Origin of the sequence: Lysinibacillus xylanilyticus, assembly GCF_001183605.1 — a bacterium.
GTDB lineage: Bacteria > Bacillota > Bacilli > Bacillales_A > Planococcaceae > Lysinibacillus > Lysinibacillus xylanilyticus.
In genome coordinates this window covers 69,814-83,375 of the sequence record NZ_LFXJ01000003.1, presented here as the reverse complement: position 1 = coordinate 83,375, position 13,562 = coordinate 69,814, and the positions used below count along the sequence as shown (strand labels likewise).

The 13,562-nt window shown below is 34.8% G+C and carries 15 protein-coding genes; 9 read left to right on the top strand and 6 right to left on the bottom strand.

Annotation, left to right across the window (positions count from 1 at the left end; genetic code table 11):
• Nucleotides 1–82 precede the first annotated feature (82 nt).
• Entirely contained in the window at nt 83–1,186 is a 1,104-nt protein-coding gene (locus ACZ11_RS02990; RefSeq protein WP_049663647.1) for an extracellular solute-binding protein, read from the bottom strand.
• Between the two features lie 624 nt (nt 1,187–1,810).
• Here ACZ11_RS02990 and ACZ11_RS25510 point away from each other — a divergent pair.
• The 4 genes from ACZ11_RS25510 (at nt 1,811) to ACZ11_RS02975 (ending at nt 5,084) form a co-directional block, all read left to right on the top strand.
• Nucleotides 1,811–1,999 (top strand): hypothetical protein, encoded by a 189-nt coding sequence (locus tag ACZ11_RS25510; protein ID WP_134008712.1) that lies wholly within the window; start codon nt 1,811–1,813, stop codon nt 1,997–1,999.
• Complete coding sequence (locus ACZ11_RS25505; protein ID WP_134008715.1) at nt 1,974–2,213, top strand: lactococcin 972 family bacteriocin; 240 nt, start codon at nt 1,974–1,976, stop codon at nt 2,211–2,213. Before ACZ11_RS25510 ends, ACZ11_RS25505 begins: the two co-directional genes overlap by 26 nt.
• A 65-nt stretch (nt 2,214–2,278) precedes the next feature.
• A complete protein-coding gene (locus tag ACZ11_RS02980) occupies nt 2,279–4,447 on the top strand; it encodes a DUF1430 domain-containing protein (protein ID WP_049663646.1) in 2,169 nt (722 codons plus the stop codon).
• 7 nt (nt 4,448–4,454) lie between these two features.
• A complete protein-coding gene (locus ACZ11_RS02975) occupies nt 4,455–5,084 on the top strand; it encodes an ATP-binding cassette domain-containing protein (protein ID WP_049663645.1) in 630 nt (209 codons plus the stop codon).
• A 212-nt stretch (nt 5,085–5,296) separates the two neighbouring features.
• Here ACZ11_RS02975 and ACZ11_RS02970 read toward each other — a convergent pair whose 3' ends face one another.
• Both ACZ11_RS02970 and ACZ11_RS02965 read right to left on the bottom strand, forming a co-directional pair.
• Nucleotides 5,297–6,214: an EamA family transporter gene (locus ACZ11_RS02970; protein ID WP_049663643.1), complete on the bottom strand. Its 918-nt coding sequence runs from the start codon at nt 6,212–6,214 to the stop codon at nt 5,297–5,299.
• A gap of 17 nt (nt 6,215–6,231) precedes the next feature.
• Complete coding sequence (locus tag ACZ11_RS02965) at nt 6,232–6,795, bottom strand: GNAT family N-acetyltransferase (protein ID WP_049663642.1); 564 nt, start codon at nt 6,793–6,795, stop codon at nt 6,232–6,234.
• A 307-nt stretch (nt 6,796–7,102) separates the two neighbouring features.
• Between ACZ11_RS02965 and ACZ11_RS02960 the strand changes: the two genes are divergently transcribed.
• The 5 genes from ACZ11_RS02960 to ACZ11_RS02940 all read left to right on the top strand — a co-directional run bounded on the left by ACZ11_RS02960 (nt 7,103) and on the right by ACZ11_RS02940 (nt 10,613).
• On the top strand, nt 7,103–8,050 hold the full coding sequence (locus ACZ11_RS02960; RefSeq protein ID WP_049663639.1) for a carbohydrate kinase family protein: 948 nt from the start codon (nt 7,103–7,105) through the stop codon (nt 8,048–8,050).
• A 20-nt stretch (nt 8,051–8,070) separates the two neighbouring features.
• The gene (locus tag ACZ11_RS02955) at nt 8,071–8,502 is read left to right on the top strand and encodes a protein-tyrosine phosphatase family protein (RefSeq protein WP_049663638.1); all 432 of its coding nucleotides are present in this window, start codon (nt 8,071–8,073) and stop codon (nt 8,500–8,502) included.
• Between the two features lie 238 nt (nt 8,503–8,740).
• On the top strand, nt 8,741–8,944 hold the full coding sequence (locus tag ACZ11_RS02950) for a PLDc N-terminal domain-containing protein (RefSeq protein ID WP_049663636.1): 204 nt from the start codon (nt 8,741–8,743) through the stop codon (nt 8,942–8,944).
• A complete protein-coding gene (locus tag ACZ11_RS02945; protein WP_049663635.1) occupies nt 8,941–9,834 on the top strand; it encodes an ABC transporter ATP-binding protein in 894 nt (297 codons plus the stop codon). The genes ACZ11_RS02950 and ACZ11_RS02945 overlap by 4 nt, the downstream gene beginning before the upstream one ends.
• Nucleotides 9,831–10,613, top strand: a complete 783-nt coding sequence (locus ACZ11_RS02940; protein WP_049663633.1) for an ABC transporter permease — start codon at nt 9,831–9,833, stop codon at nt 10,611–10,613. The genes ACZ11_RS02945 and ACZ11_RS02940 overlap by 4 nt, the downstream gene beginning before the upstream one ends.
• 318 nt (nt 10,614–10,931) lie before the next feature.
• Here the strand turns inward: ACZ11_RS02940 and ACZ11_RS02935 are convergent, their stop codons facing one another.
• The 3 genes from ACZ11_RS02935 to ACZ11_RS02925 all read right to left on the bottom strand — a co-directional run bounded on the left by ACZ11_RS02935 (nt 10,932) and on the right by ACZ11_RS02925 (nt 13,492).
• Nucleotides 10,932–11,579 (bottom strand): GAP family protein, encoded by a 648-nt coding sequence (locus tag ACZ11_RS02935; RefSeq protein ID WP_049663632.1) that lies wholly within the window; start codon nt 11,577–11,579, stop codon nt 10,932–10,934.
• Nucleotides 11,576–12,340, bottom strand: a complete 765-nt coding sequence (locus ACZ11_RS02930; RefSeq protein WP_049663630.1) for a MerR family transcriptional regulator — start codon at nt 12,338–12,340, stop codon at nt 11,576–11,578. Before ACZ11_RS02930 ends, ACZ11_RS02935 begins: the two co-directional genes overlap by 4 nt.
• A 426-nt stretch (nt 12,341–12,766) precedes the next feature.
• Nucleotides 12,767–13,492, bottom strand: coding sequence for a DUF421 domain-containing protein (locus ACZ11_RS02925; protein WP_400910175.1), 726 nt, complete (start codon nt 13,490–13,492; stop codon nt 12,767–12,769).
• Nucleotides 13,493–13,562 lie beyond the last annotated feature (70 nt).

Below are 13,562 nucleotides of genomic sequence, written 5' to 3'. Positions count from 1 at the left end.
GCCTCGAGCAAAAATATACTCGAGGCTTATAAACATGAAAAATATTCGTAGATGTTTTACGCGTTAACTCTTTAATAATCGGTCACTTTTTGCCGCGTCCTTTAATATTGTTATCCCAATGCTCCATCCATTCAGCTTCTTTCTCAGTCATGAGTTGCCAATCGATATCAAACGTTTTTAAATCTAATTCTTTATACCATTCAGGCATTGTAGCTTTATCGATATCTGAGCGAGTAGGAATTTGATAGTAATCGTTTGCTAGTTGAGTTACCATTCCTTTTTCGAATAAGAACTCTACGAAGAGCTTTGCATTTTCTAAGTTTTTGGCATTGTTGACAACAGCAACACCATCAACTAAAATCGGTGCACCACTTTTCGGATAAATATAATCAAACGGATAATCAGTCGTATATTTCTTTAATAAAATATCTTGCAAATTCCATAAAGAAACACTGCCTTCTTGTCGTGTCATCTTTAAATAAAGTGCATTTGGATCTTGTGTATATTCCTTCGTGTTAGCATCTAATTTTAATAACCAATCGTAGCCCTTATCAGGTGAATCAGCACCTTGACGTAAAATCATAGATGAATAAATAGTACGCATCGTTCCAGATGCTAAAACACCACGAATTAAAATTTTATCCTTCCACTTTGGATCTAATAAATCATCCCAATCTTGTGGACCTGTTTCTTTCGTTAATACATCACTGTTAATCATAATGACCTCTGGCAGTAACATTTCACCAAACCAACGACCGTCCGCATCTTTATAAGCCGGATCAATGGAGTCGTTAAAGCTAGGCTTCCAAGCTTGAAGTAAATCTTCATTGGCACCAACAGTTAGTGCAGATTGCGTACCGCCCCACCAAAAATCAGCTTGAGGATTTGCTTTTTCACCACGTAGGCGTTCTAAAATTTGCTGTGCGCCCATCGTTAAAAATTCCACTTCAATGTCCGGGTACTTTTCATTAAACTGATCGATTACCTTTTGCACCATCTCTTCATCGCGCCCTGTATAAATAACAAGCTTTCCAGATGGTGTAGCTGCCGCATCAGTCTTTTCAGAATTAGACGTTTTCTCGCTATCTTTTGCATCCTTTGTAGAAGCCTTGTCATCGCTACTACAAGCAGCTAATACAATAACCATCAGCACAAGTAAAAAACCGAAGATACGTGTTTTCTGCATAATCTTCCCCCTCTCTAATAGTGAAAAACTTACATACTAACAGTATAATCTTTAAACCTAGCATTAATGTTAGAATAATTAAAAAATTATAATTAGCTTCATCATAGCTAACAAAATACTAGATAGCAATGGTGCTTCACTAAAGTTGAAAACCCTTTAAAGTAGCGAGAATTAAAGCTTTTCAATATAGATTATCAACTTTTGTTCAAAAGTGAACAAAAGTTGATTTTGGTAGTTTTGAATTGCATGCTACGGTTTAAAACAAGGACATCAATAATATTAAATTTATGAGCAAGAGTAGAAGGGGAATGGAGGGCTTAACGAATCACGCCGTGTGATAACGCCTTTGGCTCAGCATCCTGCCGCTGAGCTTTCGTACATAAAACACCTGTTGCTTTCTTCAACATAACTAAGTAAATAGAAATAAATCAGATTCGAAAACTCTTTAAAGTAGCGGAGGGTTTCAATTCTAGGAGTTTTTGAAAATAGATTATCAAAATATGTACGAAAGTGAACAAAAGTTGATTTTGGTAATTTCAAGATGCATGCTACGATTTGAAACAAGGATATCCCAAAATTTGATTTTTATGTATGTTCTGAATACTATGGAAAGGAGTTTTTATAATGATTAAAAAATCGTTTCATGGGATTTTAGCAGGATTAGCAGTTTGTGCATGTTTAAGTTTATCAGCAAAAGGAGCTTCAGCAGAAGAATTACCTACAAATGAGGGCGGTATTGACTTAGATGCATTAATAGTCCAAGAAGAAACTGGGTCTTTCCTAATTGATGATACTAAAAATAATTTTCGCTAGAGCAGCTGTATCAGCTGGTGGCGGTACATTTAACGTAATCTGGGGATTGGATCGTCATACCTCAGAATACAACCATCCCTCAAAAGTTCATAGATCAAGCGCAGGTAATTGGAGTACCAATCGTCAGAGTGATTGGGAAGCAGCAGGTGACTTAGCAGCTATATGGGTTAAATCTTCACTTTGGGGTAATACAGCAAATTGGAATGTTAAATAAATATTAAACAAACACAAAGTGTAGGGAGTTTTCCTATACTTTGTGTTTATTGAAAGGATATATTTATGAAAAAAATAATATATCTATTTTTAACTATCGTGATAATCACATCAAATTTATTCAGTTATTCGTTATTTTCGAATTATAAAGTAGTTGATTTTTTATATAAAAGAAATCAAATTGTTATGATTGATTATAGTTATGCCAAAATAAACTTCAACGAAAATGAATTTACTGAACATTTAGTTGAATTTTCAAAGAAAAATAAAGTTAATATTTCTCAATATAATTTTGTAAGCGACAATTCTTTAAATATATACTCTACGAACGTTTTAAAAGATTCGTATATAAACTTAAAATCAGGAGAATTTCCGATTGGAAAGCATTTTATCGCTAATCACTTGGAAGAAGATGAAATAAACCAATCAGGTATTTTTTATTTTCCATTATCTAATTGGGAATTTCATATATATGACTTTAAACAAATAAAAAATGTAGGATTTAAAAATGAGTTTTATTTGAGTAGTTTAGATAAAGAAATCCTCCATTCTTTTACTAAAGAATTCTCCCCATTCGGTAAGGTACTAACCAAACAAGAAAATATAAGTAGTTTAGTATTAACAAATATTTCTTTATTAATAATTGTTATTTTTTCTTTTGTTATTTATATAATAGGAATGTTTTATTTTTTAATCCAAAAAAGGAAAACTTTACTGTTGTATTATCTATGGGGGTACTCGAAAGCGAAAATTGTATGTTCTTTTTTCAGTCCCTTTTTAAGGTTCTTATTCATTATATTCACATTATTCTCGATGGGAATAATTATAATTTCCTTAATTTTTAAACAAGTGTACTTTTTAAAAGATTTTTTCCCACTGTTCATATTAGTGAATATTTCAATTTTAATGATTCTTCTATTTGTTACATTACTAGGTATTTTACTAATTTTTAAATTTAATAAGTATCATCATAGTGTTAAAGGCGCTTTACCATTTCGAAAAATTCAGTGGATGTCGATTATTTTAAAGACGTTAGTATCTATTGTTCTTTTTAGTATGATTAGTTTTTCTTTTATGAAATATAATAATTTAACCAATAAATTGAATAGTTTAAGTTACTGGGATGACACCGAAAATGTATTTCGTATTCAAGTGGGTGTGCTAAATAATAATATTTCGGATGATTTAAAACTAGATAGAGATTTAAATGATAGATTAAGTCTCTTTTATGAAAAAATCAATCAGGCCTTTCTCATAGAAGCCGAAAAATTTAGTGTTATTGATTATAAAGATGGAAAGCCTATATATAGCTATATGTCAGGTATTAAAAATACGAATGATATTTATACCCCTCATGGAAGACGCATTATTATAGATGAAAATTATCTCAAAGTTAACTCGATTCAAAGTAGTAAAGGTGTGCCGATTATTAAGCAGTTGAATAAGGATAAAAACATCTTGAATGTATTAGTACCTGAACATTTAAAGGTTATCGAAGAGCATATTGCGAATTCGTATAGAGAATGGTTTTATTTCCAAAGCGTTGAAATTGTCAATATGTATAATAAAGAACTCGATCAACCATTAATTGAAAAGACAATAGACGATTTGAAAATTAATATAATCTATACTAAAAAAGGACAAGAATATTTTACATATAGTAATTATAGAGGAAACCAAAAAAATAGAGTTATAGACCCTATCGCTATGTTATACACTGATAGCTTAGATACTTCTACTATAGGTGCGTATGCGACACATTCATTATTTTTCTTAGATAATTCGAATGGAAATGCCTATGAAAATATTTCTTCATCTTTAAAAGAAGCAAACGTCAAAGAAATAAATAACGTAGTATCTGTTTATGACGAAGCAAGTGATGAAATAATTGAACTCAAGTGGGAATTGTTTCAACAACTAATTGGTTTAACTATTGTTATTATATTTTCATTTATACTTTTTATTGCATATATTTGGTCTTACTATAATGCATATCTTTATCAATTAACCCTTAAATATTTGTTCGGTTATTCTTATTGGAAACGAAATAAAACTATTATTCTTATAGCTAGTCTCTCTAATATTTTCGCAGCTGCATTGGTGTTTTATTTCTTCAAAAGTACTAATGTTACATTACTGCTTTTAGGAATTTTATTTTTAGAACTTCAATTTTTAAATATATTTGTCAAGTTTTCGAACGAGAAAAATACAAACAAAGTAGTAAAAGGGGATTGAGTATCTAATGATTGAACTCAAAAATATAAGTAAAAGTTTTTCGGGGAAAACTATACTTGCAAATTTTTCACTGAGCATTAATAAAGGGGAATTTGTATCTATTATAGGTGAAAGTGGTGCAGGTAAAACGACAGTTTTAAATATGATTGGCCTATTAGATAAGCCTGAAAAAGGTACTGTTTCTATAGACGGTCATTTAAATCCAAATAGTAAAGATACTATGTATTTGCGAAGGTATAAATTCGGATATATATTTCAAAATTATGTGTTAATGAATAATGAAACAGTTAAAGATAACTTACTAATTTCAAAGGCATATAGTAACAATTTTAGTAATGAAATAATGGTAAATAATTTAGAAAAAGTCGGCCTGGATGCTACATATTTAGAAAAGAAAGTTCACCAGTTAAGTGGTGGTGAACAACAGAGGATTGCTATAGCAAGAGTGATGCTAAAACCTTGCGAAATAATATTAGCAGATGAACCAACAGGAAATCTTGATGATTTAAATAAAGAAGTTATTTTAAATTTATTTAAGCACTTAAAAGATTCAGGAAAAACTATTATTTGTGTAACTCATGATAAGGAAGTAGCTAAACGGTCAGATAGAATAATTAGTATAGAGCGAGGAGTTTAGATGATAAAAATCATAGTAATCTGTAATCAATTGTGTAGTAAATTTGCTTGTAAATATAATGTTTTATAGAGAAAAAATAATTTGTAAATGTGGTAGGAATCAATATAAAAAAGAGCTGGTAATCCAGCGCTTGGTTTATAAAATTTAAAAAAGAAATAAGGGAGATGTATCAAAATGTGATACATCTCCCTTTCTAATTTAGATTAAAGTATTTACTTACTGATAGGATCTAAAGATTTTCCCTTTTGTCGTCGTTGCGAAAGTATTGTCGGTAGCATCATACCGACAATAACCAAAATAATACCCGCTATTTGTAAAGAAGTTAATGGTTCATGTAGAACAATAACTGAAACGGTTACGGCAACGGGTAACTCCATAGCACTTAAAATAGAGGCAAGAGCTCCTCCCACTTTCGGGACAGCTATAGAGAATAAATAGATCGGCAAAATAATACCGAAGAGTCCTAATGCTAGTCCGAATTTCCATAAACCACCGGCAAATAATTTACCGTTCCAAAGAACTTCAGGGTTTAGGAAAATACTAATAATGATAAGGGCGACAAAGGAAACAATCAACACGCGTGATGTAGTTGTAATACCTTCCACGTGGCGAGAGTTAAATTGGATAAAGCAAGCAAAAGTAAAGGCAGCAGCAAAACCTAGAAGCCAGCCTTGAATAGCGATACCGCTTAAATCTACATTTAGTACACCAGCCGCTAAAATAGTTCCAGCAAATAATACGATGATAGAAATCATTTCAGTCCGACTTGGTAAGCGTTTATGAAGTGCGCAATCTATTAATAAGCCTATCCACGTGAATTGGAAGAGCATGACTACTGCAAGAGATGCGGGAAGATACTTTAATGATTCCCCGTATACAATCCCTGTAGTACCGGTAAGTATCCCGGCGCACACTAAAATTAGCAGTCCCTTTTTAGAAAGCTTCGGTAATTGTCTTTGTGTCATTATAAAAATAGTTGCAACAAGCATAAAGCCTATAATATATTGACTCGATACTGCCTCTCCTGTTGTAAAGCCATGCTGCATAGCGACTTTGACAATTGTCGATAGTACACCGTAGCTACTAGAAGCAATGACAATCAATAGAGGATAAATTAAATTCTTTTTCATGTTTTTTATTTCACTTCCTAAAATTGCTTCACCATATGATGAAATGGTTCATCGATTATGGACCATGGCTCTGTAATGACAAAGCCCATGCGTTCATAAAGGCGACGAGCGTCCTCTTTTTGTGTTTCAACATTTAATGATAATTTTGTATAGCTTCGTTTTTGTGTTTCCTCTATGGCAAATTGCAGTAATAATGTTCCTATTCCTTTACCCCGAGCTTCTGGTGCTACACAAATAGTATCAATATAATATTCATCTTCATGAGCTTCTTTATCGATGATGATGGATGGTGCATTTTTCTCTTCAAGCCATTTTACGAGATTTGCATCCATATGAATGGCTTCGACACCATTATAGTAAACAAGAATTCCTAATACTTGCTCATTCTCAACAGCAACAAAAGTATTTAAATAGGAATGTCGATTGTCCTCACGCTTGAATAGTACAGTAAGTTCTTGTTCAACGGCTTTCGCTGATTGTTCACCTGTTAAACGGTTGGCAATATCACCAATCGCATCAATGATGAGTGGTACTACGGCATGGGCATCCTGCGGTTGCGCTTGTCGAATTGTGATACTCATTGTCAAAATCCCTACCTTTCTATAGGCAAGTATAACAAAGATAGAGGATGACTCAAGTTTTTGAGTTAATGGTGATATTCTGATGGCATCTTTAACTTCTTTAAGCGGGTGCTAAACACCCGCTTAAAGAAGTTAAAGCCTCCGGCGGATGTCACGGAATCGGAAAGGAGTTCTTGTGCAAGCACAAAGCCGATTCCAGACGCAATTATGCCAAGGCATCCTTGATTATTATTCCGAAAGTTTAAAACTTTATACGATATCAGATTTCGTGTTAATCTATAAGGACTAGAGTTTCGGGAGGACAACAATGATAAAGGAAGATAAGGATTATATTTTAGTTTATGGAGATGCTTTTATTGACTATATCGCTGATGATGTAACAAACACATCTTTTACTAAATATATGGGTGGCGCAACGGTAAATGTTGCTGCGGGAATTAGCCGTATCGGTGCTCCATCTGCATTAATTACGATCACAGGAGATGACGAAGGCTCTCAGTTTGTTCGAGATGGCCTTGCACAAGAAGGCGTAAGCCTGGATTATGCAGTATTTAACCCTGCGAAGCGTGTTAGCGGTGTCTATGTACATTTAACAGAAGCATGTGAGCGAATTTTTAAGGATTATGTCGATGAGACGCCAGATTTACAAGTTGAAGCAACACAATTAAATGAAGCGGCTTTTAAACATGCATCCGCTTTAACTGTATGTTCAGGTACAATGTTCCACCCTACAGCCCTTGAGACAACACGTGCTGCTGTAGAGATGGCAAAGGAAAAAGGGGCGATTATCGCAATGGATGCGAATATTCGTCCTCTACGTTGGAGCAGTGAGCAGTTTTGCCGTGAAACTATCACGTCATTTTTTGAGCACGTAGATATTTTAAAGGTCACTGATGAAGAATTATTTTTCCTGACAGAAACAACTAGCTTGGAAGAGGGCATTGAGCAATTAAATAGTTATTTAGTGCCTATTATCTTAGTAACAGTAGGAGAGAACGGCACATATGCGGTATTAAATGGTGAAGTTATCCATGTACCGACAGAAAAGGTTGTGCCGGTAGATACTACAGGTGCCGGAGATGCATTTATGGCTGGTGTATTACGCGATGTTCATTACAATGGTTTACCTACAACGGAAGAGGAACTTGCTCGTTGTGTAAGCTTTGGCAATAAGCTAGGTGCTTTGGCAGCCACTAAAGCAGGGGCATTAACAGCTCTTCCATACTATGATGATATTAAGCATTTACTTAAATAGTCGTTTGGAGCGTGCATACAATGGAGAAAAATTACGATGTATTAGTAAAGGATCGATTATTCTTTGGCGGTGCGAAAGATGCAGATTTAGCTTTTGAACAAGAAACAGTTGATATCGTGATTGATGTTCGAGTAAATGGCTTATCTAATGAGGAGCAAGAAGCGGCTTCATATGTGTACAAGCATATGCCAATTGCTGATGAGGATATAGAAGTTGCACCATCTATTCATAAGGTTGCGAAAGAAATTGTTTCAGCCTATGAGAATGGGCAAAAAGTGTACTTCCATTGCGGAAGTGGGGGAGGTCGCGCAGGAGTGGCAGCCACTGCTGTATTAATGGAGCTCGGCCAGGCCAATTCTCTTGAGGAAGCGGAAGAGGCTGTAAAGAACGCCCGTCCACAAGTAACAATTCGTCCAAAAATGGCAGATGCTTTGCAGAAGCTATACAAATAAATGAGAAGATGTACCAAAAGTTTTTTTCAACTTTGGTACATCTTCTTTTTTAGTTAGTGAAATATCCTTTTTTGCTCTTTGAATCAAAAACCTTTCATAGCTTTGAATAATCCAACGTTATTTTAAATAGTCCTCAAAACCATTATCAAAAATAACATTTTCTCAATATATGTAAAATTATGCTATACATAATAGAACAGTTTTTGTTATAGTAATAATATAACAGTGATGAGGTGATCTGATGGAGGAGTTAGCGAAAGTTCCGTGGGCAGTCATAGCACCACTAATTGTGGTTCAATTTATTTTAATGATTGTTGCTCTAGTTGATTTACGTAAAATCCATGCCACAAATGGGCCTAAAATTTTATGGGTGTTTCTTATCATTTTTACTAGTTATCTTGGGTCGATTGCGTACTTTATAGTTGGGAGAAAACAATCATGACAATATTACTTCAGGTAACAGGACTTACAAAGCAATTTGCAGAGAGAGTAGTTGTGGATGGAATAGAGTTCACGTTAGAAAAAAATACATCGACAGCATTAATTGGACCTAATGGCGCTGGTAAAACAACGACATTATCGATGCTGACAGGTTTATTAAAACCAACCTCTGGAAGTGTAAAAATGCTGGATGGTGATTTAAGAGCCAATATTGGTTTCTTGCCACAATATCCGCAATTCCATCCTTGGTTAAGTGCGTTAGAGTTTACTGAAATGGCGGCAAAGTTAAATGGTGTGCCGACAAAAAAAGCAAAAGTTGAAGCACAAAAAACACTTGAGTTTGTAGGTCTAGGTAATGATTTAAATAAGAAAATTTCTACTTTTTCTGGTGGCATGAGGCAACGACTAGGTATTTCCCAAGCAATTGTGCATAAGCCTAAGTTACTCTTACTAGATGAACCTGTGTCTGCGTTGGATCCAGTAGGTCGTAGGGAAGTTCTTGATTTATTAAAGGGCTTACAGCAAGAAACAACTATATTATATTCGACTCATATTTTAAATGATGCCGAAGAGATGACAGATCAATTATTGTTTTTACGTGATGGAAAGCTAGTAGAACAGGGGACATTACGTGAAGTTCGACAACGTTTCGATGAACCAAATTATGTTGTAGAGTTTGGCACTGAAAAAGAGGCACAACTTTTTGCTAGTCAATCTGAACTTATTGGAGAAATTAAGGGCAGTAATGTATATATAGAAATTATTGATGAAAAACCGAGTATGCAGGAGCTGCTTCAACATTTAAGCAGTTGCCCTAATAAAATACGAAAAGTGGAGCGACAAACAGCATCACTTGAAGAGATTTTCATGAAGGTGGCGAGAAAAATATGAGAGGATTTAATGTACTTTTGCAAAAGGAATTCAGAGAAGCTTGGCGAAGTTGGAAGTTTTTATGGATACCTCTTGTATTTGCTTTGCTCGGTATGAGCGATCCACTGACAAACTACTATATGAAGGATATTTTAAATGCTGTTGGTAACGTACCAGAAGGCTTCGAAATGTTGATGCCAGAATTAATGCCAGTGGACCTATTGCAAGGTTCCATTGGGCAATTTCAAACGATATGCTTACTCGTATTAATGGCTACTTTCGTAGGAGCCATTAGTAAAGAAAGAGCAAGTGGAATGGCTACTTTATTGTATGTCCGTCCTATATCGTTTAGCGCTCATTTTATGAGTAAATTTATCGTCATGAGTACTGTTGGCTTCATTAGTATTTTAGCTGGCTTTGCTGCGAGCATATACTATACAGTCGTGCTTTATGGGACATTTGAGATAGGGCCACTTGTGGCATGTTTCTTCACATATTTTTCTTGGCTACTCTTTGTGATAGCAGTGACATTGATGATGAGCTCGACTTTTAAAACAGTGGTAGCAACAACATGTGCATTCGCTGTTATATTTATTGGGCAAATATTGGATTCTTTAGTGGGAACATTTTGGACAATATCACCGTGGAAATTACCTTTATATGGCGTTCAATTAATGAGGGGCACAATGGAAATGTCGGATTATTGGTGGAGTCTAGCTATTACTTTAGTTATTTCGATAATTTGTGTGATTATAGGAATTTTGACAATGAAGAAAAATGCACCAACGACTAAAATTTAACTTCTTTCAGCAAGTGTTTTATGTAACGTAAGTGAAACGGCAGTTACAAGTGTTTTATGTAACGTAAGTGAAACGGCAGTTACAAATGTCTTCTGAAGCGAAAGCTACAAATAACATCTGCTGCTGCTGCGTTAGCACTACGCTTTCGCACAAAAAACATCCGCTGGCATAAAAACTCCGGACGAAATTATGCCAGGTGGAAGTATTAAGGTGAAAATCTGCGAAAGTTTTTATGGTAGGGTACGAGAAAGAGAACGAAAATCAGCGTGCCCTACCAATTAAAAACTATAGCGGATTTTTGCCGTATTATCCCTTAAATCATACACCATTCATCAGAAAAATGAGACCGACGAAAAACATTACCCATGAAAGAGCTGAACTGGTGCTTTTATTAAAAAGCGCTTGTATTTTTCTTAAGGGCTTATTCATAAAGCGTTTGAACAGTATGTGTAATCCGAGTAATAGGATTGCTGGCGTGATCATTATTAGATTATATCCGACTATGATGGGCAACCATTCATAAAAGGCTAAATGATTGCTCGTTAAAATACCTATTGTGGCGAAATAGGGTAAAGCCATTGCCACTTCTAAAAGGGAAGTCGTAAATCCTAAAGCAATCATTGCTCCTATGCTAAACGATTTCGGCTTAGGAGATCCTGAAGTCTTTTTCTTGGGTACTAACCAACTCCCGACAAATAATATCGCACCTACAATTGTCATTGCTGATCTAGCAGAGTGGCTATTTAATGCATTTACAATTGGATCAAAAACAACATCTAGGCCAAGCATTAAGAATATGCCAGTACAAAAATAAAATAAAGCTACTGTCGTTAAATATGCTAATAGCAGTCGACATTGATGCTTTTTTGCCACAAGCAATACATATACAGTCACACCGATTATAGCTGGACTCAACATATCTAATATAGCTAAGACACCAATTACCGATAATGTCTCTATACTCATTGTTGGAGATCGCCTTCTTGGCTATTTTTAATTTCATAAATTGTAAAAGCCTGCTCAATAAAATATATGAAATCTTCCTCTAATGGATACAATCCAATTTGTTCAGACTGTAAAGAGGATTTCCGTATTTCCCACATCTTTTCTAAAAATGACTCGTTACCTTTGTATTCCTCTGCTGCTTTTTCCATCATTCGTTTAATAATGCGTTGCACTGGATCTGATCCTGCATCATAATTTCCCCTCAATTGCTTTAATTGACCTAATAGGCCAAGCCACTCTAAAGAATGTGGATCATTGCGATTTAAATTCGGGAGTTTTTTTATTAGCTTCAGGTCAGCATCAGTAAAGATTTGTTTTCGAAGTGCCTGCTTCTTCTCATTGGATTGATTAGAAAGTTTAATGATCTTTTGAATAAGTGATTCATTTAAACTTCCCTCGATAGCGAAAGCATTTTGTAATCCAAGTATTGCGCTCTCCATCTGTTGTAATTTGTTTTGTTCTTCTTGAACAAAGGCAAGCTGATGATCTAAACTTTCCACCCAATCCAAAGATTCATTTAGCAATGTTTGAATGTCTTTTAATCGGAAACCTAATGTTTTTAAAAACACGATTTGTTGTAGCGTTTTCAGCTCTTCCTCACCATACAACCTGTGTCCACCTTCTGTTTTAGCACTTGGGAATAATAAACCAATTTCTTCGTAATAACGTAGCGTCCGAACTGAAATCCCTGTTTGTTTTGAAACTTCATGAATGACAAACAATTCAAATCCCCCTTTTTGACTGTTACCAATATTGTACAAAATGACGTTACGTAACTTTCAAGTATTTTAGAGAAGATTTTTTATTTTGGTTAAACCTATCTATGTATATAAGATTGGAGTGGTGGGGAGATGGCTCATCGGACGCCCCTAGTAGGAGCGGAAATCAACCTCACGTTATGGTGATGAACGATAAAAATAAATATCATAGGAATAAAGGGGGGCTTAGAGAAGAAAATTATTTAGGTGTTCTTGGAATATCCATAACTTAGGAATATAATGTAGCTATAACTCAGTATTTATCAAATAACTCAGAAAATATAAGGATCTTTATTAATAACGGAGTATGGCAAACCACATCAATAATTAATCGGCATCGTTACACCTTCAGATATTGTAAAAATAGATAAAGCAAGACGAGACAAGCTGTTAAGAGCTTGATCGTCTTGCTTTATCCTTTAAGCTTACATATAAGGAACCGTTTCCTTGAACTTGAGCAAAATAAACATCTTCTACGGATTGGACGTTTTGCTTTTTCAGCTTTTTCATAAGCCAATCTTCAGTTAATTCAAGTTCAACTAAGTTTTCATAAATAACCTTCCCATCTGAAGCTACTTCTGTTGGTATATAGGTTGGTGGTGTAACATCGGCCTTTACATCTTGTTTTGTAGCTGGTTGTTCAGCAGGCTTTGGTAGCACACTTAGTTTACCCGTAGTTTCAAGTAGAGCATATTGTACATCTTGTACAGAGAATACAGCTTGTTCCCTTAGCATCATCGCTAATTCATCCATATGCAAACGATTTTTCCTTAAGGCAGATTCTAAAATAATGCCATTTTGAATTAGGATTGTTGGCTTGTCATCAACAATTACACGCGCTTTTTTGGATTTAATGGTAATGATGGTCATGATATATGTTAAGATACTCCACCAAATGAGAGCGATAAGTCCATCTAAAAAAGGTGTCTCAGCCTGTGCTGCTATTTCTGACGCAATAGACCCAAATGTGATACCTGTTGTATAGTGGAAGAATGTAAGTTGTCCAAGCTGTTTTTTCCCTAGTAATCGGGTTACGATGAGTAACGCAAAGAAGGAAAGGGTTGCCCTAAGTATCATTTCCCAAAAATCAGCTTTAAAAAATTCGTCTATATTCATACATAAATCAACTCCCTTAAAACTGCTATTTTCAATGAATAGCTTGTGCAAAAAGGTCAATAGTATGCGA

What these genes read in the sequence shown, in the direction of transcription:
- ACZ11_RS02970 (WP_049663643.1), bottom strand. Translation starts at nt 6,214, where the DNA reads ATGAAAAAGAATTTAATTTATCCTCTATTGATTGTCATTGCTTCTAGT.
- ACZ11_RS25510 (WP_134008712.1), top strand. Translation starts at nt 1,811, where the DNA reads ATGATTAAAAAATCGTTTCATGGGATTTTAGCAGGATTAGCAGTTTGT.
- ACZ11_RS02980 (WP_049663646.1), top strand. Translation starts at nt 2,279, where the DNA reads ATGAAAAAAATAATATATCTATTTTTAACTATCGTGATAATCACATCA.
- ACZ11_RS02960 (WP_049663639.1), top strand. Translation starts at nt 7,103, where the DNA reads ATGATAAAGGAAGATAAGGATTATATTTTAGTTTATGGAGATGCTTTT.
- ACZ11_RS02990 (WP_049663647.1), bottom strand. Translation starts at nt 1,186, where the DNA reads ATGCAGAAAACACGTATCTTCGGTTTTTTACTTGTGCTGATGGTTATT.
- ACZ11_RS02965 (WP_049663642.1), bottom strand. Translation starts at nt 6,795, where the DNA reads ATGAGTATCACAATTCGACAAGCGCAACCGCAGGATGCCCATGCCGTA.
- ACZ11_RS02935 (WP_049663632.1), bottom strand. Translation starts at nt 11,579, where the DNA reads ATGAGTATAGAGACATTATCGGTAATTGGTGTCTTAGCTATATTAGAT.
- ACZ11_RS02940 (WP_049663633.1), top strand. Translation starts at nt 9,831, where the DNA reads ATGAGAGGATTTAATGTACTTTTGCAAAAGGAATTCAGAGAAGCTTGG.
- ACZ11_RS02945 (WP_049663635.1), top strand. Translation starts at nt 8,941, where the DNA reads ATGACAATATTACTTCAGGTAACAGGACTTACAAAGCAATTTGCAGAG.
- ACZ11_RS02975 (WP_049663645.1), top strand. Translation starts at nt 4,455, where the DNA reads ATGATTGAACTCAAAAATATAAGTAAAAGTTTTTCGGGGAAAACTATA.
- ACZ11_RS25505 (WP_134008715.1), top strand. Translation starts at nt 1,974, where the DNA reads ATGATACTAAAAATAATTTTCGCTAGAGCAGCTGTATCAGCTGGTGGC.
- ACZ11_RS02955 (WP_049663638.1), top strand. Translation starts at nt 8,071, where the DNA reads ATGGAGAAAAATTACGATGTATTAGTAAAGGATCGATTATTCTTTGGC.
- ACZ11_RS02925 (WP_400910175.1), bottom strand. Translation starts at nt 13,492, where the DNA reads ATGAATATAGACGAATTTTTTAAAGCTGATTTTTGGGAAATGATACTT.